This window comes from Streptomyces sp. NPDC054842 (assembly GCF_053611025.1).
Window position 1 is genome coordinate 55,093 of the sequence record NZ_JBSGZN010000015.1, and the last position, 26,085, is coordinate 81,177.

The window sequence follows — 26,085 nt, forward strand, 5'->3', positions numbered from 1 at the left end:
CCCCGATGACAGAGCGCCAGAAGGACCGGCCGTGGCTGATGCGCACGTACGCCGGTCACTCCACCGCCGAGGCGTCCAACGAGCTGTACCGGCGCAACCTCGCCAAGGGGCAGACCGGTCTGTCGGTCGCGTTCGACCTGCCGACCCAGACCGGCTACGACCCGGACCACGTCCTCGCCCGCGGCGAGGTCGGCCGGGTCGGGGTGCCGGTCTCGCACCTCGGTGACATGCGCCGGCTGTTCCAGGACATCCCCCTGGAGCAGATGAACACCTCGATGACCATCAACGCCACCGCCATGTGGCTGCTGGCGCTCTATCAGGTCGTCGCGGAGGAGCAGGGTGCGGACATCACCAAGCTCCAGGGGACGACCCAGAACGACATCGTGAAGGAGTACCTGTCGCGCGGGACGCACGTCTTCCCGCCGGGTCCGTCGCTGCGCCTGACGACGGACATGATCACCTACACGGTGAACCACATCCCGAAGTGGAACCCGATCAACATCTGCAGCTACCACCTGCAGGAGGCGGGGGCCACCCCGGTCCAGGAGATCGCCTACGCGATGTCCACCGCGATCGCCGTGCTCGACGCGGTGTTCGCCTCCGGCCAGATCCCCGAGGAGCGCCGCGGTGACGTCGTCGCCCGCATCTCCTTCTTCGTGAACGCGGGCGTCCGCTTCATCGAGGAGATGTGCAAGATGCGGGCGTTCGGCCGGATCTGGGACCGCATCACGCGGGAGCGGTACGGCATCGAGGACCCCAAGCAGCGCCGCTTCCGGTACGGCGTCCAGGTCAACTCCCTCGGTCTGACCGAGGCGCAGCCGGAGAACAACGTCCAGCGGATCGTCCTGGAGATGCTGGCGGTGACGCTCTCCAAGGACGCACGCGCGCGTGCCGTGCAGCTCCCGGCGTGGAACGAGGCGCTGGGCCTGCCCCGGCCCTGGGACCAGCAGTGGTCGCTGCGCATCCAGCAGGTACTGGCCCACGAGAGCGACCTGCTGGAGTACGAGGACATCTTCGAGGGCTCGCACGTCATCGAGGCGAAGGTGACGGAGCTGGTCGAGGAGTCCTTCGCGGAGATCGACCGCATCCAGGAGATGGGCGGCGCCATGGCCGCGGTCGAGTCGGGCTACCTGAAGTCGCAGCTCGTCTCCTCGCACGCCGAGCGACGGGCCCGGATCGAGGGCGGCACCGAGAAGATCGTCGGCGTCAACGTCTTCGAGTCGACCGAGCCCAACCCGCTCACCGCCGACCTGGACGCGGCGATCATGACGGTCGACCCCGCCGTCGAGGCCGGTGTGGTGGCCGCGCTCACGGACTGGCGCGACAACCGCTACCAGCCGCCCTTCAACCACCCGCGTCCGTGCAAGGCGCTGGAGCGGCTGAAGGAGGCCGCCAAGGGCACCGAGAACCTCATGGAGGCCACCCTGGAGTGCGCCCGCGCCGGCGTCACCACCGGTGAGTGGGCCGGGGCCCTGCGCGAGGTGTTCGGCGAGTTCCGCGCCCCCACCGGCGTCTCCTCCGCGCCCGTCGCGGTCGCCGCCGAGGAGGGCACCGCGCTCGCGCTGGTCCGCCGCAAGGTGGAGCTGACGGCGCGGGACATGGGCGTCGGCAAGCTGCGGTTCCTGGTGGGCAAGCCGGGCCTTGACGGGCACTCCAACGGCGCCGAACAGATCGCCGTGCGGGCCCGCGACGCCGGGTTCGAGGTGGTCTACCAGGGCATCAGGCTGACGCCCGAGGAGATCGTGGCCGCGGCCCTCGCGGAGGACGTGCACGGCGTCGGCCTGTCCATCCTGTCCGGTTCGCACGCCCAGTTGGTGCCGGACGTGCTGGACCGGCTGCGCGAGGCGGGCGCTGCCGATATTCCGGTGATCGCCGGTGGGATCATCCCGAACGCCGACGCGGAACAGCTGCGGGCCGCCGGAGTGGCCGCCGTCTTCACCCCGAAGGACTTCGACATCACCGGAATCATCGGCCGTATCGTCGACGAGATCCGCAAAGCGAACAAGCTCGACCCCCTGGAGGTCCCCGCATGACCAGCCCCGTTCCCCAGGTGAACCGCCTGCGTCCGCGGCGTTCCTGCCTGGCCGTGCCCGGCTCGAACCCGCGCTTCCTGGAGAAGGCCCAGGGCCTCCCGGCCGACCAGGTCTTCCTCGACCTGGAGGACGCGTGCGCGCCGCTCGCCAAGCCCGAGGCGCGGCACACCATCGTCAAGTTCCTCAACGAGGGCGACTGGACCGGCAAGACGCGGGTCGTGCGCGTGAACGACTGGACCACCGAGTGGACGTACCGCGACGTCGTCACGGTCGTCGAGGGCGCGGGCCCGAACCTCGACTGCATCATGCTGCCGAAGGTCCAGGACGCCCAGCAGATCGTCGCGCTGGACCTGCTCCTGACGCAGATCGAGAAGACGATGGGCTTCGAGGTCGGCAAGATCGGCATCGAGGCGCAGATCGAGAACGCCCAGGGCCTGAACAACGTCAACGAGATCGCGACCGCCTCCCAGCGCGTCGAGACGATCATCTTCGGCCCGGCCGACTTCATGGCGTCGATCAACATGAAGTCGCTCGTCGTGGGCGAGCAGCCGCCCGGCTATCCGGCGGACGCCTACCACTACATCCTCATGAAGATCCTGATGGCCGCCCGCGCCAACAACCTCCAGGCGATCGACGGCCCCTACCTGCAGATCCGCAACATCGACGGCTACCGCGAGGTCGCCCAGCGCGCCGCGGCCCTCGGGTTCGACGGCAAGTGGGTGCTGCACCCGGGCCAGGTCGAGGCGTCCAACGAGATCTTCTCGCCCTCCCAGGAGGACTACGACCACGCCGAACTGATCCTGGACGCCTACGACTTCTACACGTCCGAGGCGGGCGGCAAGAAGGGCTCCGCGATGCTCGGCGACGAGATGATCGACGAGGCCAGCCGCAAGATGGCGCTCGTCATCTCGGGCAAGGGCCGGGCCGCCGGCATGCAGCGCACCAGCAAGTTCGAAGCCCCGGAGGCCTGAGCAGCATGCAGTTCGGACGCACCTACGAGGAGTTCGAGGTCGGCGCGGTCTACAAGCACTGGCCCGGGAAGACCGTCACGGAGTACGACGACCACCTCTTCTGTCTCCTGACGATGAACCACCACCCGCTCCACATGGACAGCAACTACGCGGAGCACACGACCGACTTCGGCAAGAACGTCGTCGTCGGGAACTACATCTACTCGCTGCTGCTCGGCATGTCGGTCCCCGACGTCTCGGGCAAGGCGATCGCCAACCTGGAGGTCGAGTCGCTCAAGCACGTGGCGCCGACCTTCCACGGCGACACGATCTACGGCGAGACGACGGTCCTCGACAAGACCCCGTCGCGGTCCAAGACCGACCGCGGGATCGTGTACGTCGAGACCAAGGGCTACAAGCAGGACGGCACGCTGGTGTGCGTGTTCCGCCGCAAGGTGATGGTCCCCACCGAGACGTACATCAAGGAGCGCGGCGGCGAGCAGCCCGGCCGCCCGGAGCTGAAGGCACAGGAGAAGTAGCCATGGCGCGACTTGCCCAGACCGCCGGTCTCACCGACATCCAGCGGGAGATCCTCTCCACCGTCCGCGACTTCGTGGACAAGGAGATCATCCCGGTCGCGACCGAGCTGGAGCACCGCGACGAGTACCCGCAGGCGATCGTCGACGGTCTCAAGGAGTTGGGCCTCTTCGGGCTCATGATCCCCGAGGAGTACGGGGGTCTGGGTGAGTCGCTGCTCACCTACGCGCTGTGCGTGGAGGAGATCGCGCGCGGCTGGATGTCGGTGTCCGGCATCATCAACACGCACTTCATCGTGGCGTACATGCTCAAGCAGCACGGCACGCAGGAGCAGAAGGACCACTTCCTGCCGCGCATGGCGGCGGGCGAGGTGCGCGGCGCGTTCTCCATGTCGGAGCCGGCGCTCGGCTCGGACGTGTCGGCCATCACGTCGAAGGCGGTGAAGGACGGCGACGAGTACGTCCTCAACGGCCAGAAGATGTGGCTGACGAACGGCGGCACGTCGACTCTGGTGGCCGTTCTCGTCCGGAGTGACGAAGGACACCCCGAGGGCACCGCGCCCCACAAGTCGATGACGACCTTCCTGGTGGAGAAGGAGCCCGGCTTCGGCGAGGTCCGCCCCGGTCTCACCATCCCCGGGAAGATCGACAAGATGGGGTACAAGGGCGTCGACACCACCGAGCTGATTATGGACGGACTGCGCATTCCGGCCAATCGGGTGCTCGGCGGGACCACGGGCCGAGGGTTTTACCAAATGATGGACGGCGTGGAGGTCGGCCGCGTGAACGTGGCGGCCCGTGGCTGCGGCGTCGCCCAGCGCGCCTTCGAGCTGGGCGTTTCCTACGCGCAGCAGCGGCACACCTTCGGCAAGCAGATCGCCCAGCACCAGGCGATCCAGTTCAAGCTGGCCGAGATGGCTACCAAGGTCGAGGCCGCGCATGCCATGATGGTGAACGCAGCACGCAAAAAGGACTCCGGTGAGCGAAACGACCTCGAAGCAGGGATGGCGAAGTACCTCGCCTCCGAATACTGCAAGGAAGTCGTGGAAGACGCCTTCCGGATCCACGGCGGCTACGGCTTCTCCAAGGAGTACGAGATCGAGCGTCTCTACCGTGAGGCGCCCATGCTGCTGATCGGCGAGGGTACCGCCGAAATCCAGAAAATGATCATCGGGCGCCGGTTGCTCGAAGAGTATCGACTGCAGGGCTAGATGTCCTGATTCGGGGTGTTTTCTTCGAGAAGAAGATCACACCCCGTCAACACTCTTCAGCCGCCGACTCAGCTTCTTGGCTTGCCCAGTTGTGGCCCGCGACCGGTACGATCCCGGGAAAGCCGCCGTCCCCCGTTCAGCGCGGCATCATCCGCTACGAAGGTCATCCATGCCCCACAGCCAAACCTCTGCACCTCGCGACAGCCGAGTCGGCGTACGCCTCGCGCGCGGAGCATCGCCGTGGCTTCTCCCGACCGTCGCCACCGCAGCACTCAGCCTGGCCCGCGCGCGCCGCTCCGGCGCCGCCAAGGCCGTGGCCGTACCCGTCACCGCGCTCGCGGCGGGCATGCTGTGGTTCTTCCGCGACCCCGAGCGCGAGATCACCCAGGGCCGGGTCATCTCGCCGGCCGACGGTGTGGTGCAGAGCATCATGCCGTGGAAGGACGGGCGCACCCGCGTCGCGATCTTCATGAGCCCGCTGAACGTCCACGTCAACCGCGCGCCGCTGGCCGGCACGGTGACGTCCGTGGAGCACATCCCCGGCGGGTTCGTCCCGGCGTTCAACAAGGAGAGCGAGAACAACGAGCGCGTCGTCTGGCACTTCGACACCGAACTCGGTGACATCGAGATGATCCAGATCGCCGGTGCCGTGGCCCGCCGCATCGTGCCCTACATCCCGCAGGGCACCAAGGTCGAGCAGGGCGAGCGGATCGGCCTGATCCGCTTCGGCTCGCGTGTCGACATCTATCTCCCCGAGGGTGTCGAGGTGGACGTGGAGGTCGGTCAGAAGACCGTGGCTGGGGTGACTCGCATTGACCGTGATTGATCCCGAGACACAGGCCGGCTGGGTGCCGGAGGCCGACGAGCTGGACGACGCGGAGGAGATGCCGCTGTCCCTCCGCCTCTCGATAGCGGACACGCTCACCCTCGGTAACGCCACGTGCGGCTTCATGGCGGTGTACTTCACCACCACCGGCATCCTGATCCCGCACCTCACGGGCAGCCAGGAGACGGGCATGGCGCGGCACAGCGCCGCCACGGCCGTCATCCTGATGCTCTGCGCGGCCGTCTTCGACCTGTTCGACGGCCTGGTCGCCCGCAAGCTGCGCTCGTCCCCGATGGGCGCGGAGCTGGACAACCTCTCCGACCTGATCAGCTTCGGCCTCGCCCCGGCGTACTTCGTGCTGGTCTACGGGATGGTCGCGGACGACGCGCACCAGCGGGTGGCCGCGGTGGGCGCCATCGTGGTCCTGCTTGCGGTCGTCCTCAGACTCGCGCGGTTCTCCTGCGTGACGGTCAAGGACGGCACGTTCCAGGGCATGCCGAGCCCCTTCGGCGCGCTGACGGTGGTCTCGATCGTGCTCCTGGAGCTGCCCTTCGTGGCCACGCTCCTCGCGATCATCGGCACGGCCTGGCTGATGGTGAGCCGGGTCGAGTACCCGAAGCCGCGCGGTCCCCTGGCGGTCGCAATGCTGTCCTGGATCGTCGCCGCGATGGGGCTGCTGGCGGCCTGGGCGTTCGAGGCGCCCGGCGGTCAGCTCCTGCTCCAGACGGGCTGTGCGCTCCAGCTGGTCCTGGGCGCGGTGATCCCCCTCTTCGCGACGGCGCGACGGGTGAACACCTTCCGGGACAACCGGCGCGAGGCGCGCGCGGCGCAGCTGCCGTAACCCCTGTACGTGAGCGAAGGGCCCCGAACCGGTCGGTTCGGGGCCCTTCGTCCGTCCCGGGCCCTTGCCGTGCCCTTCCCGGCCGGACGCCCCCGTCGCCGCCGTACGACGCCCGCCCCGCCCCGTCCTGCGCCTCCGCCCGCCGTCCAGGCCCGCCTCGCCGCGTACCGCGCCCGCCCCGCCGCCGTCCAGGGCCCGCCTCGCCGCCTCCGACGCCCGCCTTGCCGCGTCCGGTCCGTCGTGAGGTCGCTCCGCGATTCGCTTCCGTCGAGCGATCTGCGCGGCCCACAGGGTGACCTCTGTGCGTGCACTGGAGCGGCTCAGGACGCCCTCACGGGCCTTTCCGGGCCCCCGGCGCCATTCCCGGCCTTCCGGGCGCCCAGTGGGGCATACAGGGCTTTCCCGGGGATCTCGTGTCATCCGGTCCCGTTCCGGGGCGGCAAGGGCGGTGCGGCCGCCCTGCCCCACGGCCGTCCGGGCAGCCGATCCGGGGCGGCGGGGGCGATTCCGTCGCCCCGGAGCGTCGGCCCCCGCGGCCGTCCGGCGCGCGCACAGCCGTGGGGCCCCGCACCGGACTCGGTGCGGGGCCCCACGGCTTCAGAGGGGTGCGGGCGTCAGCCGGCCGGTGTGTAGCCCTCGGCCACCGAGGCCGCCTCGGGCTCGCGCACGACCTTCGTGCCTCCCACCGCGGACTTGTCGGGCTGCAGGATGACGCTCTCCTTGGAGGACGGTGCCGCCGGGTCCGAGAAGTTCTGCGAGATCCCGAAGCCCGTGTCGACGTTGTCGAGGGTCAGCAGGGCCTTGTCGACGCCCTCCCGGGTGAGGTCCTTGCTCTTGCAGGCCGTCTTCAGCGCCTCGCCGAACACGGACGCGGCGGTCCAGCCGGCCACCACGCCGTTGTCGAGCGAGTCCTTCGGGTAGGCGGCCTTGTAGTCCTTCACCAGCTTCTTGGCTGCCGGGGTGTCGCCACCGATCGGCAGGGCCGGCGAGGCCACGTAGTAGTTCTTCTCCAGGGCCGGGCCCGCCTGGGTGGCGAGCAGCTGCGGGGAGAACGCCGAGTTGTTGCCGATCACCGGGACGCCGAAGCCGCCGGCCGCCGCGACGCCCACGAGCGAGGCCGCCTGCCGCGGGCCCGCGCTGACCACGATTCCCTTGACGCCCGCCTTCTTCAGGGCGGCGACCTGCGCGGTCATGTCGTTGTCGGTCGGCTTGATCTTCTGCTCGACGATCTTGAGACCGGACTCCTTCGCCATGTGCTTGGCGCCGGCCAGGGCGCTCTCGCCGTAGTCGCCCTCGAAGTACACGTGACCGATCTTGTCGCCCTTCTTGACGCCCTTCTCCTTCATCAGGAAGTCGATGGCGTTGATCGTCTCGACGTCGTAGGTCGAGCCGATGACCCGGATGTAGGGGCTGCCGAGCAGCGAGTTGGACCACGCCTGCGGGAGCACCAGGCCCTTGTCCTGGCCGTCGATGCGCTTCTTGACGGCGGCGACGAACGGGGAGCCGATGAACTGGGCGAAGCCCAGCACCTTCGGCTCCAGCTCGGTGTAGCCGGCGACCGCCTTCTGCGGGTCGTAGCCGTGGTCGCGGATGGTGAGGTCGACCTTGTAGCCGCAGACCCCGCCGTCCGCGTTGAGCTGCTTCACGTACAGCTGCTGGGCCTGGGTGACGCTCTTGCCGAGGGTGGCGTAGACGCCGGTCATGTCGGTGAGGACGCCCAGCGTGATGGTCTTGCCGGAGATGCCCTCGCCGGTCTTCACCCCGCTCGCGTTCCCCTTGCCGCCCTCGTCGTCCTTGGCCTTGGAGCTGCAGCCCGACAGCACGATCAGCGCGGCCAGCGCGCCCGCGGCGGCCCGGGTCGCGTACACCCGTGACCTGCCATTGGTACCCGTAGTCATCGTTCCTCCACAGAAGTCGTCCTGACGCGACGCCGCGCGGCCACCCTGACCAGGCCGCCCGGCAGAAAGAGCACCACCGCCACGACGGCGGCGCCGTACAGGTACCGGGACGCCTCGCCCGGTGTGATCCCGCCCATGCCCGGCGCGGAGACCAGCGGGAGTGCGTCGCTGTACCGGGTCAGCAGCTGCGGCAGCAGCGAGACGAACGCCGCGCCGACCACCGCCCCGGAGACCGAGCCGAGCCCGCCGATGACGATCATGGCGAGGTACTCGAGCGAGAGAGTGATGCCGAAGTAGTCGGGCACGGTCCGCTGGAAGATCAGGGCCAGCAGCACACCGGCGAGGCCCGCGTACATCGAGGACAGGACGAACACGGCGGCGCGGTAGCGGGCCACCGGCACGCCGATCACCCCGGCCGCGATCCGGTGGTCCCGGATCGCGTTCATGGCGCGCCCCGGGCGGCCCCGCAGGACCCCTCGGGCGAACAGCGCGCCGGCCAGCAGCAGTACGAGACCGAAGTACCAGAGCTTCTCGGCCGAGCCGAAGGGCACGGCGGCGACCATGGTCTCCTGGTCGTCGAAGGTGAGGCCGAACAGGTTCAGGGCCGGTACGTCCCGGCCGTTGAAGCCGCCCGTGAGGTCCTTCGCGTTGAACAGCACGTGCTGGCCGATGAAGATCAGCGCGAGGGTGGCGATGCCCAGGTAGGCACCGCGCAGCCGGCCCGCGATGGGGCTGAACAGCCCGCCCGCCGCGCCCGACACCAGGACGGCGAGGATCACCGCCAGCCAGGTCGGCAGACCGAGCCCGGTCAGCCCGTCGGAGCCGTCCCCGGCGAACACGCAGTAGCCGTAGGCGCCGATCGCGAGGAAGAAGGCGTGGCCCATCGACAGCTGGCCGGTGGCGCCGGTCAGCAGGTTGATGCCGATGGCGCCGATCGCCGCGGCCATGGCGAACAGCCCGGCCTGGAGCCAGAAGCGGTCCAGGTAGAACGGGAACGCCAGGAGCAGGACCGCTCCGGCGGCCAGGACGTAGGGCCGCGGGCGGGTGAGCCGGGCCGGACGGCGGCGCACCGGGGCCGTCTCGGTGCGGGTGAGGACCTCAGACACGGGCCAGCTCCTTCGTGCCGAACAGTCCGGCGGGCCGGACGAGGAGGATCGCGACCATCACCAGGTAGGGGGCGAGGTCGCCGAGGCCCCGGCCGAGGAAGGTCAGATCGCTCTGGTAGCCGGTGGCCAGCGACTCGGTGATGCCGACGAGCAGGCCGCCGACCAGCGCCCCCGTGGTCGAGTCCAGGCCGCCGAGGATCGCCGCCGGGAAGGCCTTCAGCGCGGCCAGCGAGGTGGCGCGTTCCAGACCCGGGGTCGGGAAGACCGTCAGGAACAGCGCGGCCACGGCCGCGAGACCGCCCGCCACGGCCCAGGCGCCCAGGGAGACCCTGCCGAGCCGTACGCCCATCAGCGCGGCCGTCTCGGAGCTCTCGGCCGCCGCCCGCATCGCCACGCCCCAGGAGGTGTAGCGGAAGGCGAGCAGGAACACCGTGATGAGCAGCGCGGCGGCGACGAACGCGGCGATCCTGGTGTGGGCGAGCGAGATCGGCCCGATGCTGAGGACGGCGTCGCCCCAGGGGTCGCCGAGCGAGAGGACGTCGGTGCCGATACGGCGGGTCAGCTCGGTGGTGAGCAGGATGTCGACGCCGATGGTGACGATCGCCAGGACGCTGTGGTCGGAGCCCCGGTAGCGGCGCATCACCAGGAACTCGACCGCCGCGCCGACCAGCGCGGCACCCAGGATGCCCACGAGCAGCGCGGGCCAGAAGCCGATGTCGTCGTGGAGGACGGCGGTGACGTAGCCGCCCGCCAGCAGCAGTGAGGCGTGGGCGAAGTTGACGACCTCGGTGGCCCGGAAGATGACCACGAAGCCGAGTGCGATGAGGGCGTAGACGGAGCCCATCGAGACGCCGTTGAGCAGGAGTTCGGCGAAGGTGCTCATGAAGCGGTCTCCTCCCCAAGGTAGGCGCGGACCACGGCCGGGTCGTTCTGGACGTCCGCGGGGGCGCCGTCCGCGATCCGGCGCCCGAAGTCGAGTACGGTCACCGCGTCCGCGAGCCGCATCACCACCCCCATGTCGTGTTCCACCAGGACGATCGAGATGCCGAGGCTGTCGCGGACACCCGCGATCACCGCGGCGGTGCGGCGCCGTTCGTCGCCGGTCATGCCGGCGACCGGTTCGTCGAGGAGCAGCAGCCGCGGCTCCATGCACAGCGCCCGCGCCAGTTCGGCGAGCTTCTGCTGCCCGTACGGCAGGGAGCCGGCCGGGCGGTCCAGGCAGTCGCCGAGACCGACGAAGTCGGCGATCTCCCGGACGCGTTCACGGTGCCGGCGCTCCTCGCGGGCCGCCGCCGGCAGGCGCAGCCCGGCGGCGACGAAACCGGACGTGGTCAGCCGGTGCCGGCCGAGCAGCAGGCTGTCCTCGACGGTGGCGAGCGGCGGCAGGGCGAGGTTCTGGAAGATGCGGGCCACGCCGAGTCCGGCGATGCGGTGCGGCGGCAGCCCGGTCAGTTCGTGCTCGCCGAAGCGGACGCTGCCCGCGGTGGCCCGGTAGACGCCGGACAGGACGTTGAAGCAGGTCGACTTGCCCGCGCCGTTCGGCCCGATGAGGGCGTGCACGGTGCCGGGGCGGACGGTGAAGCTGACGTCGTCCAGGGCGAGCAGCCCGGAGAAGCGCACCGTCAGCCCGCTCACCTCCAGAGCGGGGACGTCGGTGGTACCGGTGTCGGCGGCAGCGGCGGTCTTGGTGTCCACGCGGCGCGTCACCCCTTCCATCGGGTCAGGGCCGGCGGCGCGCCGCCGGCCCGCGAGGCGTCGGCGGCCGCGTCCTCGTCGACCACGCCCAGGTAGCGCCGGCGCACCTCGTCGGAGGCGGCGAGTTCTTCCGCGGGGCCGGAGAGGGTGACCTCGCCGACCTCCAGGACGTAGGCGCGGGAGGCGAGGCGCAGCGCGAGCGCGGCGTTCTGTTCGACCAGCAGCACGGAGGTGCCCTGGGCGTTGATCTCACGGACGGTGTCCGCGATGCGGGCGGCCATCAGCGGGGCGAGACCGAGCGAGGGCTCGTCCAGGAGCAGCACGCTGGGCGCCGCCATCAGCGCGCGGCCGACGGCGAGCATCTGCTGCTCACCGCCCGACAGCAGCCCGGCGCGCTGCTGGGCGCGGTCGGCGAGCACCGGGAAGAGCTCGTGGACGCGGCGCAGGGCGGCGGCCCGGTCCGTGCGCCCGCCGGTCGCGCCGAGCGCTCCGGCCCGCAGGTTGTCGGCGACCGTCATCCGGGCGAACACCCGCCGTCCCTCGGGCACCTGGGACACCCCCGCGGCCACCACCCGGTCCGGCGAGACGCCGTCCAGGCGCCGGCCGCCGAGGGTCACCGTGCCCTCGGTCACCGCCCCTCCGTGGAACGACAGCGTCCGGCACACCGCCCGCAACAGCGTCGACTTGCCCGCTCCGTTGCCGCCCAGCACCGTCACCACGGCGCCCTCGGGCACCTCCAGGGACACCCGGCGCAGTGCGCGCACCGGGCCGTATCCGACCGACAGGTCCCGTACGACCAGACCGGAACCGTCCATGGCTTCTCCCTCCTGTCGTCCTCGCTCGCCGACCTCGCTCGGTGGCGCTCACCCCAGCACCGGCGAAGCTCCCCGTCCACGCCCCCGTGGCGAAACGCTGCGGGTGACCAGTGAGCGCGGCCACCCGTTGTGCGCGCGCACAACACCGCGTGTCAGGGGCCTGCCGAGGGCGCCCCAGCGGTGGCAAGCTGCGGCCATGGGAGCGCGCAGAAGGCGTACCGGTCATGACTGGAAACTGCTCGCGGCGGCCTGCACCGCGCTGCTGGAACGGCTGCCGGAGCTGGTCGACGAGCACGTGCGGCAACTCGCGGAGCACTCCCCCGTCTACGGGCAGGTGCTCGCCTACGACCAGCAGTGGCGGGAGGCGGAGGAGGCGATGCGGATCGGGATCGAGACGATCTCCGCGCCGCGGGCCTCCCCGCGCCGCGACCTGGAGTACGCGGAGGACGCGGGGCGGCGGCGCGCCCAGCAGGGGCTGCCGCTGGAGCTGCTGGTGCACTCCTACCGCAGCGCGGGCTATCTGGTGTGGGACGCGTTGCTGGAGGGCGTCACGGGCAAGGAGCCGGAGCGGCTCGGGGCGCTGATGCGGTCGGCGACCATGGTGTGGTCGGCGGTGGACGCGCAGGCAGCGGCGGCCTCGGAGGCGTACCGGGCGACGGAGATGGAGCTGCGGCGGCGTACCGACGAGCAGTTGCAGGCCCTGCTCGACGCGCTGCTGGAGGGCCAGGAGGCCCCGGGGCTCGCGGCGCGGGCGGCGGCCGGCCTCGATCTGCCGGAGCGGGGGCCCTATGCCGTGGTGGTGCTGCGGTCGGAGCGGCGGGACGGCCGGGAGGCCTTCCACCGCCCGGTGCAGGGCGCGGGCTTCCGGTTCGTCTGGCGGATGCGGGCGGACTGCGAGGTCGGCGTGGTCGCGCTGGGGCCGGGGCAGGATCTGGACGGGGTGGCGCGGGTGCTCGCGGGGCGCTGTGCCGGGCCCGGCGGGATCAGTCCCGTCGTGGCGGGCCTCGCCGAACTGGGCCGGGCCCGGCGCCTGGCGGAACTGGCGCTGCGGACGTGCCCGCCGGACGCGAGCGAGGTCGTACGGCTGGACCAGCGGATGCCGACCGCGCTCGTGGTGAGCCAGCCGGAGCTGGCGGGGCGGCTGGTCTCCGACGTCTTCGGCGAGCTGCTCACCCTGGAGCCGGCTGACCGGGCGGTACTGCTGGAGACGCTGGACGTGTGGCTGGCCTGCGAGGGGTCGGCCGGGCGGGCCGCGGGCCGCCTGTACTGCCACCGCAACACGGTCTTCAACCGCCTGCGCCGCCTGGAGCAACTGACCGACCGCTCACTGGCCCGGCCCCGCGACCTGATCGAAATGACCCTGGCCCTGGACGCGTACCGGTTGTCGGGGGCGCGGGGGTGAGACGGGAGGCGGCGCGGCCTCCCGGGCGGGGTGCGCGGTGTGGCGATCGGCCCTCCTGCACGGGGCCCGTGGAGTTGCCGGGGTGCGGGGCGGTGGCCCTCTCGCGCCGGGGCCATGGAGGTCCGGAAGCGCCGGGCGGCGGCCCTCCCGTGCGGAGCGCCGCGGGAGTCCGGGGGCGCCGGGCGGTGGCCCTCGGTCCGAGGCCGCCGAGGCCGGTGAAGTGCCGGGCGGCGGCCTCCCCCAGCGGGGGCGTGGGGTGCGGTGGCGCCGGACAGCAGCCCTCCCACGCGGAGGCCGGTGGAGTTGCCGGGGTGCGGGGCGGTGGCCCTCCCGCGCCGGGGCCATGGGGTCCGGAAGCGCCGGGCGGCGGCCCTCCCGTGCGGAAGGCCGCGGGAGTCCGGGGGCGCCGGGCGGTGGCCCTCGGTCCGAGGCCGCCGAGGCCGGTGAACGGCCGGGCGGCGGCCTCCCCCACCGGGGCGTGGGGTGCGGTGGCGCCGGACAGCAGCCCTCCCACGCGGAGGCCGGTGGCGGTGCCGGGGTGCGAGGGTGAGGGTGCCGGGCGGTGGCGGTTCCCCGCGGAGGCCGCGGAGGCCGCGGAGGCCGCGGAGGTGCGGCCGTGCCTGGCGGCGGCCCTCCCGCTCAGGGCACGCGCCGGCCGTCCTCCGCCTCCGCGCGGGTCGCTGCATGCGGCCCGCACCCCCGCTCGGACGTGACCGCCCGGCGTCTCGGCCGGACGGACCGGTGTGCGTGCCTGTTCCCCGCGGGGCGGGAGGGGCGGGGCCTGTTCCCCCCCAGCCGGGGAGGCAGACGCTCGGGTCGGTCCGGCCGGGCGGCAGGCGTCAGATCAGGAAGTCCCGTCCGATGTTCTCGGCGACCCGCTCCAGGATGGGGCCCGCGTCCGCGATGCACTTGCTGATGTCGGGCTCGACCTCGGTGAGGGCGTACGCGCGGCGGATGCCCGCCTTGCCGAGCGCCTCCGGGGGAAGGGCCAGCCGGCCGCAGACCGCGACGACCTCCTTGCCCGCCGCCCGGGCCGCCGTGGCGACGCCCGCCGGTGCCTTGCCGTGCAGGGTCTGCTCGTCCAGGGACCCCTCGCCGGTGATCACCAGCGTGGCGCGCTCCAGGGCGGGCGCGAAGCCGAGGACGTCGAGCATGACCTCGATGCCGGGGCGGAACCGGGCGCCCAGGACCAGGGCCCCGTAGCCGATGCCGCCCGCCGCGCCGGCGCCGGGCGCCTGGGCGTACTCGGCCGCCTCGGTGCCGACCGACTTCTCGAGCACGGTGGCGAAGTGGGCGAGAGCGGCGTCCAGGGCCGCCACGTCGTCGGTGCTCGCGCCCTTCTGGGGCCCGTACACGGCGGGCGCGCCCTTGGGGCCGGTGAGCGGGTTGTCCACGTCGCTGGCCAGGACGAGGTCGACCGCGGAGATCCGCGGGTCGAGGTCCGACAGGTCGGCGGTCGCCAGGCCGGCCAGGGAGCCGCCGCCGGGGGCGACGGGCTCGCCGTCGGCGTCCAGGAAGCGGGCACCGAGGGCGGACAGCATGCCGGCGCCGCCGTCGGTGGTGGCGCTGCCGCCCACACCGAACACGATGGTCCGCGCTCCCGCGTCCAGGGCCGCGCGCAGCAGCTCGCCCGATCCGTACGTCGAGGCGGTGAGCGGCGCGAAGACGCCCGCGGGCAGCCGCTGGAGGCCGCTCGCCTCCGCCATCTCCACGACGGCCGTGTCCCCGCGCAGCGCGAACGCCGCCTCGACCTCGTCGCCCAGCGGCCCGGCGACCCGGACCGTACGGCGCTCGAACCCGGCCGCGACCGCCGCGTCCACGGTGCCGTCGCCGCCGTCGGCCACGGGCAGCGCCTCGATTTCCGCGTGCGGGGCGACCCGGTGGAGCCCGGCCGTCACCCGCTCCGCGACCTGCACGGCCGTCAGCGATCCCTTGAACTTGTCCGCGGCGATGAGCACGCGCGCCGCCCGCGGAGTCCGATTCACAGCGTCCGCCACCTTGCATTCCCCTTGCTTTCGCGCCTTGCTCACGTCAAGGCAGTCGCGCCGCTGCGACCTTAACCGCAGGAGGGGTGCCCCGTCATGTACCCGCTGACGGGCCGCCCCTCGGAACCCGCGCGGCGCGGCCCCTCAGCGGGTACACCGGAGCTATGACGCCTGTGGGCAACGACCTCGACGACCGCGTCCTCGGGGGCTGGCTGGGCCGGATCGCGGGCAACATGCTCGGCAAGCCGGTCGAGCAGGGCGACCACTGGACGCGCGAACGCATCGACCGCTATCTGCGGCAGGCGGGCGCCCTGCCGCTCACCGACTACCTTCCCGAGCCCGCCGACGAGGGCACCGCTCTCGCGCTGCGGCCCGAGTGGCGGCAGTGCGTCCGGGGCCGGATCCACGGCAGCTGCCGCGACGACGACGTGGACTACGCGATCCTCGGCCTGGACCTGCTGGAGACGTACGGCTTCGGGTTCAGCACCGAGCAGGTCGGCGACCTGTGGCTGCTGCGGCTGCCGTTCCTCCAGACGTTCACCGCGGAGCGGGCGGCCTACCGGAACCTCGCCAACGGCCTCAAGCCGCCGCTGACGGCGACCTACGACAACCCGTACCAGGAGTGGATCGGCGCCCTCATCCGCGCCGACGTCCACGGCTGGACCCACCCGGGCCGGCCCCGGCGCGCGGCCTCGCTGGCCCGCCGGGACGCCGTCCTGTCGCACACCGGGAATGGGGTGTACGGGGCGATGTGGGCGGCGGCACTGATCTCGGCGGCGTTCACGGCGCCCGGGGTGCGGCACGCCCTCGACACGGCGCTGACGGTGATCCCGGCCGGCAGCCGCCTGTCCCGGACCGTACGCCGGGTGATGACGCTGCACGAGACGCGGCTGAGCTGGGAGGACACGCTGCTCACGCTGGCCGAGGAGACCGCCGGGCTCGGCTGGATCCACACCGTCCCGAACGCCGCCGTGCTGACCGCCGGGCTCCTGTACGGCGACGGCGACTTCACCCGCACCGTGACGCTGACCGTCCGCGGCGGCCTGGACACCGACTCGAACGGCGCGACGGCGGGCTCGGTCGCGGGCGTCCTGTGCGGGGCGGCGGCGATCCCGGCTCAGTGGCGGGACCCTCTGGAGGACACGGTGCGCAGCGCGGTGTTCGGCTTCGACGGGGTGCGGATCAGCGAGCTGGCCGAGCGGACGGTGCGGCTGGCGGCGAAGGCGGAGCAGGAGGAGAAGGGACCCTGACCGGCGCGGGACGGGCCGGTCAGGGTCCGGGGGCGGTCCGGCACCGGCGGCTACCCTTTCCGGATGACCTCTTCACAGACCGCCGCGGACTTCGCCACGTACATCGCCGGTCTGCCCCGCGTCATCGTCGGGGCGGCCGCGCTCTTCCGGGACGCCGGGGGACGCGTACTGCTCGTCGAGCCGAACTACCGGGAGGGCTGGGCCCTGCCCGGCGGCACCGTCGAGTCGGACGACGGCGAGACCCCGCGGCAGGGGGCGCGCCGCGAGACGGCCGAGGAGATCGGGCTCGACGTGAGCCTGGGACGGCTGCTCGCGGTCGACTGGGTGCCGGGGACGGACAGGCCGCCGCTGGTGGCGTACCTGTACGACGGCGGGGTCCTCGGCGCGGACGACTTCGCGGCGATCCGGCTCCAGGAGGCGGAACTCCTGTCCTGGCGCCTGGTCCCCCGCGAGGACCTGACCGACCACCTGCCGGGCGCCCTGGGCCGCCGCGTACTGGCCGCCCTCGACACCCTGGCGGAAGGCACGGGCACGGCGGAACTGGAGAACGGCCACCGGGTGCGCTGACGGCGGGCGGATGCCGGGTGAGCCGGCGGCGGGCGGATGCTCGGGTGGCTGACCGGGGAGCGGATGTCAGTGGGCTGAGGGGCGGGCGGACACCCGGTGGCTGACGCCGGGCGCTTGCGGGGTGAGCTGACGGCGGGCGCTTGCGGGGTGAGCTGACGGCGGTCGGATGCAGGGGCGGCGACACCGGCCGACCGCCCGGCCCCGCCGCCCCGGGACATATTCGTTCGCCGCACCCGGGCCGGGCTCCTACCCTCGGCAGCATGAACAAGCCTCTTGTCGCGATCCTGAGCGGTGCGGGGATCTCCACGGACTCGGGCATCCCGGACTACCGGGGGCCCGACGGGCTGTGGCGGCGGGATCCCGACGCCGAGAAGCTGGTCACGTACGAGTACTACATGGGCGACCCGGAGATCCGGCGGCGCTCCTGGCGGATGCGGCGCGAGACGGGGGCCCTGGGGGCCGAGCCGAACGCGGCGCACCGGGCCGTGGCCGAACTGGAGCGGTCCGGGGTGCCGGTGCGGGTGATCACGCAGAACGTGGACGGGCTGCACCAGCTCGCCGGGATGCCCGCCCGCAAGGTCCTGGAACTGCACGGCACGGCACGGGAGTTCGTGTGCACGGGGTGCCACATGCGCGGCCCGATGGAGGAGGCCCTCGCGCGTCTCGACGCCGGTGACGACGACCCGCCGTGCCTGCGCTGCGGCAGCATCCTCAAACCGGCGACCGTCATGTTCGGCGAGCATCTCGACCCGGTGGTCCTGGGTGAAGCGCTGGCCGTCACCAAGGCGTGCCAGGTGTTCATCGCGGTCGGCACCACCCTCCAGGTGCATCCCGCGGCGGGCCTCGCCGGTGTCGCCGCCGACCGGGGCGCCCGGCTCGTCGTCGTCAACGCCGAACCGACCCCGTACGACGACCGGGCCGACCAGGTCGTACGGGAGCCGATCGGCACGGCCCTGCCCGAGCTGCTGCGCGGTCTCCGGTGAGTCACCACGCGCCTCGGGCGGCGGGCGGGCGCGGCGGTAAGTCACCCACCTGCCGTGGAGGAACGGGCGTGGCGGTGAGTCACCCACGTACCTCCGGCGGACGGGCCGGCGGGAGGCGGACGCGCGTCAGTCGAAGAGGGCGGCTCCGCGTTCGAAGTCGAGGAGACGCCGTTTGCGGTCGAGGCCGCCGCCGTAGCCGGTGAGGCTGCCGTCGGCGCCCACCACGCGGTGGCAGGGCACGATGATGCCGACGGGGTTCTTGCCGTTGGCGAGTCCGACCGCCCGGGAGGCTCCCGAGTTGCCCAGGACCTCGGCCAGTTGGCCGTACGTGCGGGTCTCGCCGTAGGGGATCAGCCGCAGTTGCTCCCAGACCCTGCGCTGGAACGGGGTGCCGTCGAGGTGCAGCGGGAGGTCGAAGTCCTTCGACTCGCCCGCGAAGTAGGCCGCCAGCTGCTCCCGCGTCTCGCCGAACGGCGTGTCGTCGGGGTCGCCGAAGTGCTCCTCGGGCGGACGGTGGCGCTGGCCCACCATGTAGAGGCCCGACAGGACCCCGTCGGTGGCGACGAGGGTGAGGGGGCCGTAGGGGCTGTCGATGACGGTGTGCTGTTTCACAGTCGGGTCCTCAGGGTCGTCCGTGTCGTCAAGTCGCTCATACCGGAAGGAAGTTGATGGGGTGGCTGTCGGTCGCCCACAGGTACTGCACGGCGTAGGCCCGCCACGGACGCCAAGCGGCGGCGCGTGCGGTGAGCGCGGACGGCGTGGCCGGCAGGCCCAGCTCTTTCGCCGCCTTCCGGATCCCCAGATCGGTGGGGAGGAAGGCGTCCGGGTCGCCGAGGGCGCGCATGGCGATGACGTCGACGGTCCAGGGGCCGAAGCCGGGCAGCGCCAGGAGCCGGGCGCGGCTCTCCTCCCAGTCGCTCTCGACGCCCAGTTGCAGTTCTCCGTCGGCGAGTTGACGGACCAGGGTGGTGAGCGTGGTGCGGCGGGTGCGGGGCATCGCGAGTGAGTCGGGGTCGACCGCGGCGAGCGCCTCGGGTGTCGGGAAGAGGTGGGTCAGGCCGCCTTCCGGGTCGTCCACCGGTTCGCCGTGCGCGCGGACCAGGCGGGCCGCGTGGGTGCGGGCGGCGGCCGTGGAGACCTGCTGCCCGAGCACGGCCCGTACGGCGAACTCGGCCTCGTCGACCGTGCGCGGGACCCGGCGGCCGGGGGCCTTGTCGACGAGCGGGGCGAGCAGCGGATCGGTGCGCAGCTGGTCGTCGACGGCCACCGGATCGGCGTCCAGGTCGAGCAGGCGGCGGCAGCGGCTGATGGCGACGGGCAGGTCCCGCAGGTCGCTGAGGGTGAGGCGGCAGCCGATGTGGTCGGGCTCGGGGGTGAGCGCGGCGACACCGTGTCCGTAGGGCAGGCGCAGTGTGCGCCGGTAGGCTCCGTCGCGCCACTCCTCCACCCCGGGCACCGCGGTCGCCGCGAGGTGCCCGAAGAGGTTGTCGGGGTTCAGCGGGGCGCGGAAGGGCAGGCGCAGGCTCAGCGCGCCGGGTGCGGGCGCCGCCTTCCGCGGGACCCGGGTGCGCAGCTCGCTCGGGGACAGCGCGAAGACCTCGCGCACGGTGTCGTTGAAGGTGCGGATGGAGGCGAAACCGGCCGCGAAGGCGACCTCGGCCATGGGCAGCGTGGTCGTCTCGATGAGCAGCCGGGCGGTCTGGGCGCGCTGGGCCCGGGCGAGCGCGAGGGGCCCGGCGCCCAGTTCGGCGAGGAGCTGGCGTTCGACCTGGCGGGTGCTGTAGCCGAGGCGGGCGGCGAGACCGGGCACGCCCTCGCGGTCCACGATCCCGTCGCCGATCAGGCGCATGGCGCGGGCGACGAGGTCGGCGCGCTGGTTCCACTCCGGCGAGCCGGGGCTGGTGTCCGGGCGGCACCGCTTGCAGGCGCGGAACCCGGCCTGCTGGCAGGCGGCCGCGCTCGGGTGGAACGTCATGTTCTCCGGCTTGGGCGGCACCACCGGACAGCTGGGCCGGCAGTAGATCCGGGTGGTCAGGACGGCCGTGAAGAACCAGCCGTCGAAGCGCGCGTCCTTGGACTGGACGGCGCGCACGCAGCCCTCGGTGTCGATGTGCATCCCATTCCGCATGCCTCAAGGATCCGGCACCGCCGGTGCGAGGGCTCGCGAGAATCCGACATGTGCCTTCTGGGAGCCGGGCCCGTTCCGGTAGGGGCGGGGAACAGACCCGAGCGGGAATTCAGCCGGCAGTGGGATGCCGGGGCACATCCGCGGCATCCCGCCCGCACCCGACCCCCTCACCGGTGAGGGCTCCACCCGCACCCCGCTCCATCCCGTCCCACCCGGGAAGAGACACATGAAGAGACATTCATGTCTTACGACGTGCCGAGTAGGATGACCGGCATGGGTCATGGAGCCGTCACCGCCGCGCAGGACGCCAGTGGGCGCGTACGTCTCGACGCGGCCAACGCCGCGAAGGTGGCGACCACCCTCCAGGCCCTGTCCACGCCCTCCCGGCTGCTCATCCTGGCGCGGTTGCGCGAAGGACCGCTGCCCGCCACGGAGTTGGCCGCCGAGGTGGGCATGGAACAGTCGGCGTGCTCGCACCAGCTGCGGCTGCTGCGCAATCTGGGCCTGGTCGTCGGCGAGCGCAACGGACGCTCGGTCGTCTACGCGCTGCACGACCACCACGTCGCCGAGCTCCTCGACCAGGCCGTCTACCACGTCGAGCACCTGCGACTCGGGATCAGCGACTCGGCAGCCGACTAGCGGGCGTCCGGAGCCGCCGGGCACGTACTCCGAGCCCGCGCAGCCGCCCCGGGCACGTACGCCGAGCCCGCGCACCCGCCACCGGCGGCCTGCGGCCTGTGACCGGCCGGTCAAGCCGGGCACCCGCATCGAGTTCCGCCCAGTCCCGCCCGCCCCGCCTCAGTCCAGCCGGTCGGCGAAAGCCGCGTAGGCGCGCTCGTCGAACAGCACGAACCGCACCTCCTCGACGGACTCGGCCGCGGCCTCGCGGACGGTCTCGACGGCGATCCGCGCGCCGTCGTCCATCGGCCAGCCGAAGATGCCCGTGGAGATCGCCGGGAAGGCCACGGTCCGCGCGCCCAGCTCGGCGGCGATCCGCAGGGACTCGCGGTAGCAGGAGGCGAGCAGCTCACCGCGGTCCTCGTCGGCCGACCACACCGGGCCCACCGTGTGGATCACCCAGCGCGCGTCCAGCTCGCCCGCCGTGGTGGCGACGGCCCGGCCGGTGGGCAGGCCCTTGCCGTAGTGCGAGGCGCGGAGCCGGCGGCAGTCGGCGAGGATCGCGGGGCCGCCGCGCCGGTGGATGGCGCCGTCGACGCCTCCCCCGCCGAGCAGCGAGGAGTTGGCCGCGTTCACGACGGCGTCGACGCTCTGGCGGGTGATGTCGCCCTGGACGAGCGTGAGGGTGGTCACGAGCTGCGCAGCCTCCTCCAGACGGCCTTGGCCGCGTTGTGCCCCGACATGCCGTGCACGCCGGGTCCGGGCGGGGTGGCCGACGAGCAGATGAAGACGGCCGGGTGCGGGGTGCCGTACGGGAACAGGGTGGGCCTCGGTCGCAGCAGGAGCTGGATGCCGGCCGCCGCGCCACAGGCGATGTCACCGCCCACGTAGTTGGCGTTCCGGGCGGCGAGCTGGGGCGGGCCGGCGGTCGCGCGGGCGAGGACGCGGTCGCGGAAGCCGGGCGCGAAACGCTCCAGCTGGCGCTCGACGGCGTCGGTGAGGTCGCCGCTCCAGCCGTTCGGGACGTGGCCGTACGCCCAGAAGACGTGCTTGCCGTCGGGTGCGCGGGACGGGTCGGCGACGCTGGGCTGCACGGTGATCAGGAAGGGCACGTCGGGTGCCCGGCCCGCGCGGGAGGCCGCGTGCAGGGCGGTGCCGATCTCGGCGCGGCTCGCGCCGACCTGCACGGTCCCCGCCCGGCGCGCCTCGTCCGCCGTCCAGGGCACGGGCCCGTCCAGCGCGTAGTCGATCTTGAAGACTCCCGCTCCGTACCGGTAGCCGTCGTAGTGGCGGCCGAATCCGGCGATCCGGGCCAGGGCGGCCGGTGAGGTGTCGAAGACGTAGGCCCGGGCGGGCGGGAGGTCGTCGAAGTGCTTGACCTCGTAGTCCGTGTGGACGACGCCACCGAGGTCCTTCAGGTAGGCGGCGAGCGCGTCTGACAGGGACTGCGAGCCGCCGCGGGCCACCGGCCAGCCGCGGGCGTGCGCGGCGAGGGCGAAGACGAGGCCCACGGCGCCGGTGCCGATGCCGCTGAGCGGGGCGATGACGTGGGCCACCAGGCCGGCGAAGAGCGCCTGGGCCCGCTCGTCGCGGAAGCGGCGCATCAGCCACGTCGACGGGGGCAGTCCGGCCAGGCCGAAGCGGGCGAGGGTGACCGGGTCGCGGGGCAGCGAGGTGAGCGGCAGGGACATGAAGTCCCGGGCCAGCGTGTCCCATCGGGGCAGGAAGGGCTCGACCAGTCTGCGGTAGGCGCCGGCGTCACGCGGGCCGAAGGAGGCGGCCGTCTCCGCGACCGAACGGGACAGCACCGCGGCCGTGCCGTCGGGGAACGGGTGCGCCATCGGCAGCTCGGCGTGCAGCCACTCCAGCCCGTACCGCTTCAGGGGCATCGCGCGGAACGCGGGCGAGTTGATCCCCAGGGGGTGCGCGGCGGAGCACGGGTCGTGCCGGAATCCGGGGAGGGTCAGCTCCTCGGTGCGGGCGCCACCGCCCACGGTGCCGTGCGCCTCGAACACCGCCACCGAGAAACCACGGCGGGCCAGCTCCACGGCAGCCGTCAGTCCGTTCGGTCCCGCACCCACCACGACGGCATCGAGCATCGACGGCACCTTCGGACTCCTTTGTCAGCCGATGGCCACTGAGGATCAGGATATGCCGGGGCTCGCCGGCCCCGACGGGGCGGGCGCTCACCGGCTCGCGCCGCAACGGTCCGAGCGTCCCGCGGGCAAGACGTCCCGATGGTTCAAGCGCACCTGCGAACGAGCCGTCGCAGACAGTCCAGGCACGTCTCGGGCAAGACCTCGCGATGGTCCAGGCGTTCCGCGGACGCGGCCTCCCGCCGGTCCGGACGGGTCCACGGCCGAGGCGTCGCACCGGCTCACGCTGCCCGCCCCGCCCACGGCCCGCGACGAGACGTACTCGCGGCGCGGCGCATCCGTGGCGGCGCGGTCAGGCGCCGCGCTCCAGCAGGTCCACCACGCGGTGCGCCGTGGCGGCGTCCCGGGCGGCCGTGAAGGGAAGGGCGTTCCCGCCGGTGACGCGGAACGGTTCTCTCGCGAACGTCAGATGGGCGCCGCCCGCCTCCTCGACCAGCAGCAGGCCGGCCGCGTGATCCCACGCGGCCTCCCAGCTGAAGGCGGTGGCGTCCAACTCGCCCCGGGCGATGGCGAGATACTCCAGTCCGGCGGAGCCGCAGGGGCGCGGGCGGACGCCCTCGGCGCGCAGACCGAGCAGGGCGCGCTTCTGCTCGTCGGTGGTGTAGTCGGGGTGGGACATGGCGACGCGCAGGTCGCTGCCGGGAGCGGGCGAGCCGGAGCGCAGCGGCGTGCCGTCGAGCACGGCACCCCGTCCGCGGACCGCGGTGGCGAACTCCTCGCGGACGGGGGCGAACGTCCAGGAGGCGTGCACGACTCCGTCCAGTGCGAGCGCGACCAGCGTGCAGAACCCGGGGTCCCCGTGCACGAACTGCCGGGTGCCGTCGACCGGGTCGACGATCCAGACCGGGGCGTCGCCGCGTATGGCCTCGTACGTCGCCGGGTTGGCGTGCACCGCCTCCTCGCCGACGACGACCGAGCCGGGCAGCAGCGCGGTGAGCGCTCCCGTCAGGTACTCCTCGGCCTTGCGGTCGGCGTCGGTCACCAGGTCGTGCGGGCCCGTCTTCTGGTCGACCTCGTGCGCTGCGAGCTGCCGGAAACGCGGCATGATCTCGGCGGCGGCCGCCTTGCGGACCGCCTCTTCGACGTCTGCCACGCGCTGTGCGAGAAACTCTTCGATCATGCCTCCATGACAGCACGGACCTCTGACAATCCCGTCCTGCCCGGTGTACGCCGGGTGGAATCGCCATGAAACACCGGTGCCCGGCCGCGGGGACGGCCGTCGGGGGTGCGCCGCTCAGCGGCCCACGGCGTACCCCTGCATCCCCCGCGGGTTCGCCGCCGCGGACAGCACGCCGGTGCGCGGGTCCCGGGCGACCGCGCACAGGCGCCCCTCGGTCCACGCCCCGCCCACCAGCACGTCGTGGCCCCGGCGCCGCAGTTCCTCCACGACCTCCGGGTCCGTGCGGGACTCGACGGTGACACTGCCGGGGCGCATGCCGCGGGGGTAGAAGGAGCCGGGGAAGCTGTCGGTGTGCCAGTTCGGGGCGTCCACGGCGCCCTGGAGGTCGAGGCCGCCGCGCACCTCGGGGCGCAGGGCGACGGCCAGGAAGAAGTGCGTCTGCCACTGGTCCTGCTGGTCGCCGCCGGGGGTGCCGAACGCCATCACGGGCACGCCGTCGCGCAGGGCGAGGGAGGGCGTGAGGGTGGTACGGGGCCGGCGGCCCGGGGTGAGGGAGTTCGGCAGCCCCTCCTCCAGCCAGGTCATCTGGAGCCGGGTGCCGAGCGGGAAGCCGAGTTCCGGCACGACGGGGTTGGACTGGAGCCAGCCGCCGCTCGGGGTGGCGGCCACCATGTTGCCCCAGCGGTCCACGACGTCGATGTGGCAGGTGTCGCCGCGGGTGCCCCCGTCCGCCGCGACGTCCGGCTCCCCCGGCACCGGGGACAGCGGGCTCCCGGCGACGGTGGGCTCGCCGGCCCCCGGCACGCCGAGCGGGTCGAAGACGGCCTCCCCGGCGGCCGCGTCGAGCGCGTGGCGGCTGAGCCGCGGGCCGCGTCCCCCGGGGCTGCCGGGCCGCAGGTCGCAGGAGGCCGTGTCGCCGACGAGGGCGCGCCTCGACGCGTTGTACGGCTCCGACAGCAGTTCACGCAGGGGCACTTCGGCCGCGTCGCCGTACCAGGCCTCCCGGTCGGCCATCGCGAGCTTGCAGCCCTCGACCAGGAGGTGCACGTAGTCGGCGGACCCGGGCTCGGGCAGCTCCTCGGGCAGCAGGGCGAGCTGCTGGAGCATGACCGGGCCCTGGCTCCAGGGGCCCGCCTTGCACAGGGTCCAGCCCCGCCAGTCGTACGTCGCCGGGTCCTCGTAGGTCGCGGACCAGGAGGCCAGGTCGGCGGCGGTCAGGGTGCCGGTGTGGCGCTCACCGCTGGTGTCCAGGGTGGGCCGCTCCGACTGGCGCACCAGTGCCTCGGCGATGAACCCGGAGCGCCACACACCGCGGGCGGCCTCGATCTGCGCCTCGCGGTCCCCGGCGTCCGCGACCTCGGCGAGCAGCCGGCGCCAGGTCGCCGCGAGGGCGGGGTTGCGCAGCAGCTCCCCGGGGCGCGGGGCACGGCCGCCGGGCAGGTACACCTCGGCGGACGACGTCCACTCCGTCTCGAAGAGGCCGCGCACCGTCTCCACGGTCTCCGTGACCCGCTCGACGGGCGGGTGACCGTCCTCGGCGTAGCCGATCGCGTACTTGAGGACGTCGGCGAGGGCGCGGGTGCCGTGATCGCGCAGGAGCAGCATCCACGCGTCGAAGGCGCCGGGCACCGCGGCGGCGAGGGGGCCGGTGCCGGGGACGAGGTCCAGGCCGAGGGACCGGTAGTGGGCGACCGTCGCTCCGGCCGGTGCGACGCCCTGCCCGCACAGCACCCGCACCTCGCCGCCCGCGGGGGCGAGGACGACGGGGACCTCGCCCGCCGGGCCGTTGAGGTGCGGTTCGACGACGTGCAGGACGAAACCGGCGGCCACCGCGGCGTCGAAGGCGTTCCCGCCCTCCTCCAGGACGGCCATCGCCGACTGCGAGGCGAGCCAGTGCGTGGAGGACACCATGCCGAAGGTGCCCTGGAGGGTGGGTCGGGTGGTGAACACGGGCGAACTCCTCGC

General features: G+C 72.9%; 23 protein-coding genes. 11 read left to right on the forward strand and 12 right to left on the reverse strand.

What is annotated here, in order from left to right:
• Window positions 1-5 precede the first annotated feature (5 nt).
• The 6 genes from ACWGIS_RS14485 to pssA all read left to right on the forward strand — a co-directional run bounded on the left by ACWGIS_RS14485 (window position 6) and on the right by pssA (window position 6,397).
• A complete protein-coding gene (locus ACWGIS_RS14485; RefSeq protein ID WP_453362731.1) occupies window positions 6-2,033 on the forward strand; it encodes a protein meaA in 2,028 nt (675 codons plus the stop codon).
• On the forward strand, window positions 2,030-3,004 hold the full coding sequence (locus ACWGIS_RS14490) for an HpcH/HpaI aldolase/citrate lyase family protein (protein ID WP_453362732.1): 975 nt from the start codon (window positions 2,030-2,032) through the stop codon (window positions 3,002-3,004). Before ACWGIS_RS14485 ends, ACWGIS_RS14490 begins: the two co-directional genes overlap by 4 nt.
• A gap of 5 nt (window positions 3,005-3,009) precedes the next feature.
• Window positions 3,010-3,522: a MaoC family dehydratase gene (locus tag ACWGIS_RS14495; protein ID WP_453362733.1), complete on the forward strand. Its 513-nt coding sequence runs from the start codon at window positions 3,010-3,012 to the stop codon at window positions 3,520-3,522.
• 2 nt (window positions 3,523-3,524) lie between these two features.
• Window positions 3,525-4,730, forward strand: a complete 1,206-nt coding sequence (locus ACWGIS_RS14500; RefSeq protein WP_453362734.1) for an acyl-CoA dehydrogenase family protein — start codon at window positions 3,525-3,527, stop codon at window positions 4,728-4,730.
• Between the two features lie 169 nt (window positions 4,731-4,899).
• Window positions 4,900-5,556, forward strand: coding sequence for a phosphatidylserine decarboxylase (locus ACWGIS_RS14505; protein WP_453362735.1), 657 nt, complete (start codon window positions 4,900-4,902; stop codon window positions 5,554-5,556).
• Complete coding sequence (gene pssA, locus ACWGIS_RS14510; protein ID WP_453362736.1) at window positions 5,543-6,397, forward strand: CDP-diacylglycerol--serine O-phosphatidyltransferase; 855 nt, start codon at window positions 5,543-5,545, stop codon at window positions 6,395-6,397. Before ACWGIS_RS14505 ends, pssA begins: the two co-directional genes overlap by 14 nt.
• Window positions 6,398-7,011: 614 nt before the next feature.
• On the opposite strand, the gene ACWGIS_RS14515 is transcribed toward pssA, so the two are convergent.
• The 5 genes from ACWGIS_RS14515 to ACWGIS_RS14535 are packed head-to-tail and all read right to left on the reverse strand — an operon-like array spanning window position 7,012 to window position 11,911.
• Window positions 7,012-8,295 (reverse strand): ABC transporter substrate-binding protein, encoded by a 1,284-nt coding sequence (locus ACWGIS_RS14515; protein WP_453362737.1) that lies wholly within the window; start codon window positions 8,293-8,295, stop codon window positions 7,012-7,014.
• A complete protein-coding gene (locus ACWGIS_RS14520) occupies window positions 8,292-9,401 on the reverse strand; it encodes a branched-chain amino acid ABC transporter permease (protein WP_453362738.1) in 1,110 nt (369 codons plus the stop codon). The genes ACWGIS_RS14515 and ACWGIS_RS14520 overlap by 4 nt, the downstream gene beginning before the upstream one ends.
• Window positions 9,394-10,284 (reverse strand): branched-chain amino acid ABC transporter permease, encoded by an 891-nt coding sequence (locus ACWGIS_RS14525; protein ID WP_453362739.1) that lies wholly within the window; start codon window positions 10,282-10,284, stop codon window positions 9,394-9,396. The genes ACWGIS_RS14520 and ACWGIS_RS14525 overlap by 8 nt, the downstream gene beginning before the upstream one ends.
• The gene (locus ACWGIS_RS14530; protein WP_453362740.1) at window positions 10,281-11,117 is read right to left on the reverse strand and encodes an ABC transporter ATP-binding protein; all 837 of its coding nucleotides are present in this window, start codon (window positions 11,115-11,117) and stop codon (window positions 10,281-10,283) included. The genes ACWGIS_RS14525 and ACWGIS_RS14530 overlap by 4 nt, the downstream gene beginning before the upstream one ends.
• On the reverse strand, window positions 11,105-11,911 hold the full coding sequence (locus ACWGIS_RS14535; protein WP_453362741.1) for an ABC transporter ATP-binding protein: 807 nt from the start codon (window positions 11,909-11,911) through the stop codon (window positions 11,105-11,107). The genes ACWGIS_RS14530 and ACWGIS_RS14535 overlap by 13 nt, the downstream gene beginning before the upstream one ends.
• Before the next feature lie 196 nt (window positions 11,912-12,107).
• On the opposite strand from ACWGIS_RS14535, the gene ACWGIS_RS14540 reads away from it, so the two are divergent.
• A complete protein-coding gene (locus ACWGIS_RS14540) occupies window positions 12,108-13,313 on the forward strand; it encodes a PucR family transcriptional regulator (RefSeq protein ID WP_453362742.1) in 1,206 nt (401 codons plus the stop codon).
• Between the two features lie 839 nt (window positions 13,314-14,152).
• Here the strand turns inward: ACWGIS_RS14540 and ACWGIS_RS14545 are convergent.
• Window positions 14,153-15,271: a glycerate kinase gene (locus ACWGIS_RS14545; protein ID WP_453362822.1), complete on the reverse strand. Its 1,119-nt coding sequence runs from the start codon at window positions 15,269-15,271 to the stop codon at window positions 14,153-14,155.
• A gap of 191 nt (window positions 15,272-15,462) precedes the next feature.
• Between ACWGIS_RS14545 and ACWGIS_RS14550 the strand changes: the two genes are divergently transcribed.
• From ACWGIS_RS14550 to ACWGIS_RS14560, 3 genes are all read left to right on the forward strand, one after another.
• A complete protein-coding gene (locus ACWGIS_RS14550; protein ID WP_453362743.1) occupies window positions 15,463-16,548 on the forward strand; it encodes an ADP-ribosylglycohydrolase family protein in 1,086 nt (361 codons plus the stop codon).
• 63 nt (window positions 16,549-16,611) lie between these two features.
• Window positions 16,612-17,115 carry an NUDIX domain-containing protein gene (locus tag ACWGIS_RS14555; protein ID WP_453362744.1) on the forward strand — a complete coding sequence of 168 codons (504 nt, stop codon included), beginning with the start codon at window positions 16,612-16,614 and terminating at the stop codon, window positions 17,113-17,115.
• A gap of 260 nt (window positions 17,116-17,375) precedes the next feature.
• On the forward strand, window positions 17,376-18,098 hold the full coding sequence (locus ACWGIS_RS14560) for an SIR2 family NAD-dependent protein deacylase (RefSeq protein WP_453362745.1): 723 nt from the start codon (window positions 17,376-17,378) through the stop codon (window positions 18,096-18,098).
• A gap of 126 nt (window positions 18,099-18,224) precedes the next feature.
• Here the strand turns inward: ACWGIS_RS14560 and ACWGIS_RS14565 are convergent, their stop codons facing one another.
• Both ACWGIS_RS14565 and ACWGIS_RS14570 read right to left on the reverse strand, forming a co-directional pair.
• On the reverse strand, window positions 18,225-18,710 hold the full coding sequence (locus ACWGIS_RS14565) for a methylated-DNA--[protein]-cysteine S-methyltransferase (RefSeq protein ID WP_453362746.1): 486 nt from the start codon (window positions 18,708-18,710) through the stop codon (window positions 18,225-18,227).
• A gap of 37 nt (window positions 18,711-18,747) precedes the next feature.
• The gene (locus tag ACWGIS_RS14570; RefSeq protein ID WP_453362823.1) at window positions 18,748-20,214 is read right to left on the reverse strand and encodes an AlkA N-terminal domain-containing protein; all 1,467 of its coding nucleotides are present in this window, start codon (window positions 20,212-20,214) and stop codon (window positions 18,748-18,750) included.
• A 285-nt stretch (window positions 20,215-20,499) separates the two neighbouring features.
• On the opposite strand from ACWGIS_RS14570, the gene ACWGIS_RS14575 reads away from it, so the two are divergent.
• On the forward strand, window positions 20,500-20,865 hold the full coding sequence (locus ACWGIS_RS14575) for an ArsR/SmtB family transcription factor (RefSeq protein ID WP_453362747.1): 366 nt from the start codon (window positions 20,500-20,502) through the stop codon (window positions 20,863-20,865).
• A 159-nt stretch (window positions 20,866-21,024) separates the two neighbouring features.
• On the opposite strand, the gene ACWGIS_RS14580 is transcribed toward ACWGIS_RS14575, so the two are convergent.
• The 4 genes from ACWGIS_RS14580 to ACWGIS_RS14595 form a co-directional block, all read right to left on the reverse strand.
• Entirely contained in the window at window positions 21,025-21,537 is a 513-nt protein-coding gene (locus ACWGIS_RS14580) for an O-acetyl-ADP-ribose deacetylase (protein WP_453362748.1), read from the reverse strand.
• Entirely contained in the window at window positions 21,534-22,943 is a 1,410-nt protein-coding gene (locus ACWGIS_RS14585; protein WP_453362749.1) for a phytoene desaturase family protein, read from the reverse strand. Before ACWGIS_RS14585 ends, ACWGIS_RS14580 begins: the two co-directional genes overlap by 4 nt.
• A 349-nt stretch (window positions 22,944-23,292) precedes the next feature.
• Window positions 23,293-24,120: an inositol monophosphatase family protein gene (locus tag ACWGIS_RS14590; RefSeq protein WP_453362750.1), complete on the reverse strand. Its 828-nt coding sequence runs from the start codon at window positions 24,118-24,120 to the stop codon at window positions 23,293-23,295.
• A 114-nt stretch (window positions 24,121-24,234) separates the two neighbouring features.
• Window positions 24,235-26,070, reverse strand: a complete 1,836-nt coding sequence (locus ACWGIS_RS14595) for a gamma-glutamyltransferase family protein (RefSeq protein WP_453362751.1) — start codon at window positions 26,068-26,070, stop codon at window positions 24,235-24,237.
• Window positions 26,071-26,085: the final 15 nt, after the last annotated feature.

Bases quoted from the DNA above. Each gene is read 5' to 3' on its own strand.
- ACWGIS_RS14485 (WP_453362731.1), top strand. From the start codon at position 6: ATGACAGAGCGCCAGAAGGACCGGCCGTGGCTGATGCGCACGTACGCC.
- ACWGIS_RS14490 (WP_453362732.1), top strand. From the start codon at position 2,030: ATGACCAGCCCCGTTCCCCAGGTGAACCGCCTGCGTCCGCGGCGTTCC.
- ACWGIS_RS14495 (WP_453362733.1), top strand. From the start codon at position 3,010: ATGCAGTTCGGACGCACCTACGAGGAGTTCGAGGTCGGCGCGGTCTAC.
- ACWGIS_RS14500 (WP_453362734.1), top strand. From the start codon at position 3,525: ATGGCGCGACTTGCCCAGACCGCCGGTCTCACCGACATCCAGCGGGAG.
- ACWGIS_RS14505 (WP_453362735.1), top strand. From the start codon at position 4,900: ATGCCCCACAGCCAAACCTCTGCACCTCGCGACAGCCGAGTCGGCGTA.
- ACWGIS_RS14515 (WP_453362737.1), bottom strand. From the start codon at position 8,295: ATGACTACGGGTACCAATGGCAGGTCACGGGTGTACGCGACCCGGGCC.
- ACWGIS_RS14525 (WP_453362739.1), bottom strand. From the start codon at position 10,284: ATGAGCACCTTCGCCGAACTCCTGCTCAACGGCGTCTCGATGGGCTCC.
- ACWGIS_RS14530 (WP_453362740.1), bottom strand. From the start codon at position 11,117: ATGGAAGGGGTGACGCGCCGCGTGGACACCAAGACCGCCGCTGCCGCC.
- ACWGIS_RS14535 (WP_453362741.1), bottom strand. From the start codon at position 11,911: ATGGACGGTTCCGGTCTGGTCGTACGGGACCTGTCGGTCGGATACGGC.
- ACWGIS_RS14540 (WP_453362742.1), top strand. From the start codon at position 12,108: ATGGGAGCGCGCAGAAGGCGTACCGGTCATGACTGGAAACTGCTCGCG.
- ACWGIS_RS14550 (WP_453362743.1), top strand. From the start codon at position 15,463: ATGACGCCTGTGGGCAACGACCTCGACGACCGCGTCCTCGGGGGCTGG.
- ACWGIS_RS14555 (WP_453362744.1), top strand. From the start codon at position 16,612: ATGACCTCTTCACAGACCGCCGCGGACTTCGCCACGTACATCGCCGGT.
- ACWGIS_RS14560 (WP_453362745.1), top strand. From the start codon at position 17,376: ATGAACAAGCCTCTTGTCGCGATCCTGAGCGGTGCGGGGATCTCCACG.
- ACWGIS_RS14570 (WP_453362823.1), bottom strand. From the start codon at position 20,214: ATGCACATCGACACCGAGGGCTGCGTGCGCGCCGTCCAGTCCAAGGAC.
- ACWGIS_RS14575 (WP_453362747.1), top strand. From the start codon at position 20,500: ATGGGTCATGGAGCCGTCACCGCCGCGCAGGACGCCAGTGGGCGCGTA.
- ACWGIS_RS14585 (WP_453362749.1), bottom strand. From the start codon at position 22,943: ATGCTCGATGCCGTCGTGGTGGGTGCGGGACCGAACGGACTGACGGCT.
- ACWGIS_RS14590 (WP_453362750.1), bottom strand. From the start codon at position 24,120: ATGATCGAAGAGTTTCTCGCACAGCGCGTGGCAGACGTCGAAGAGGCG.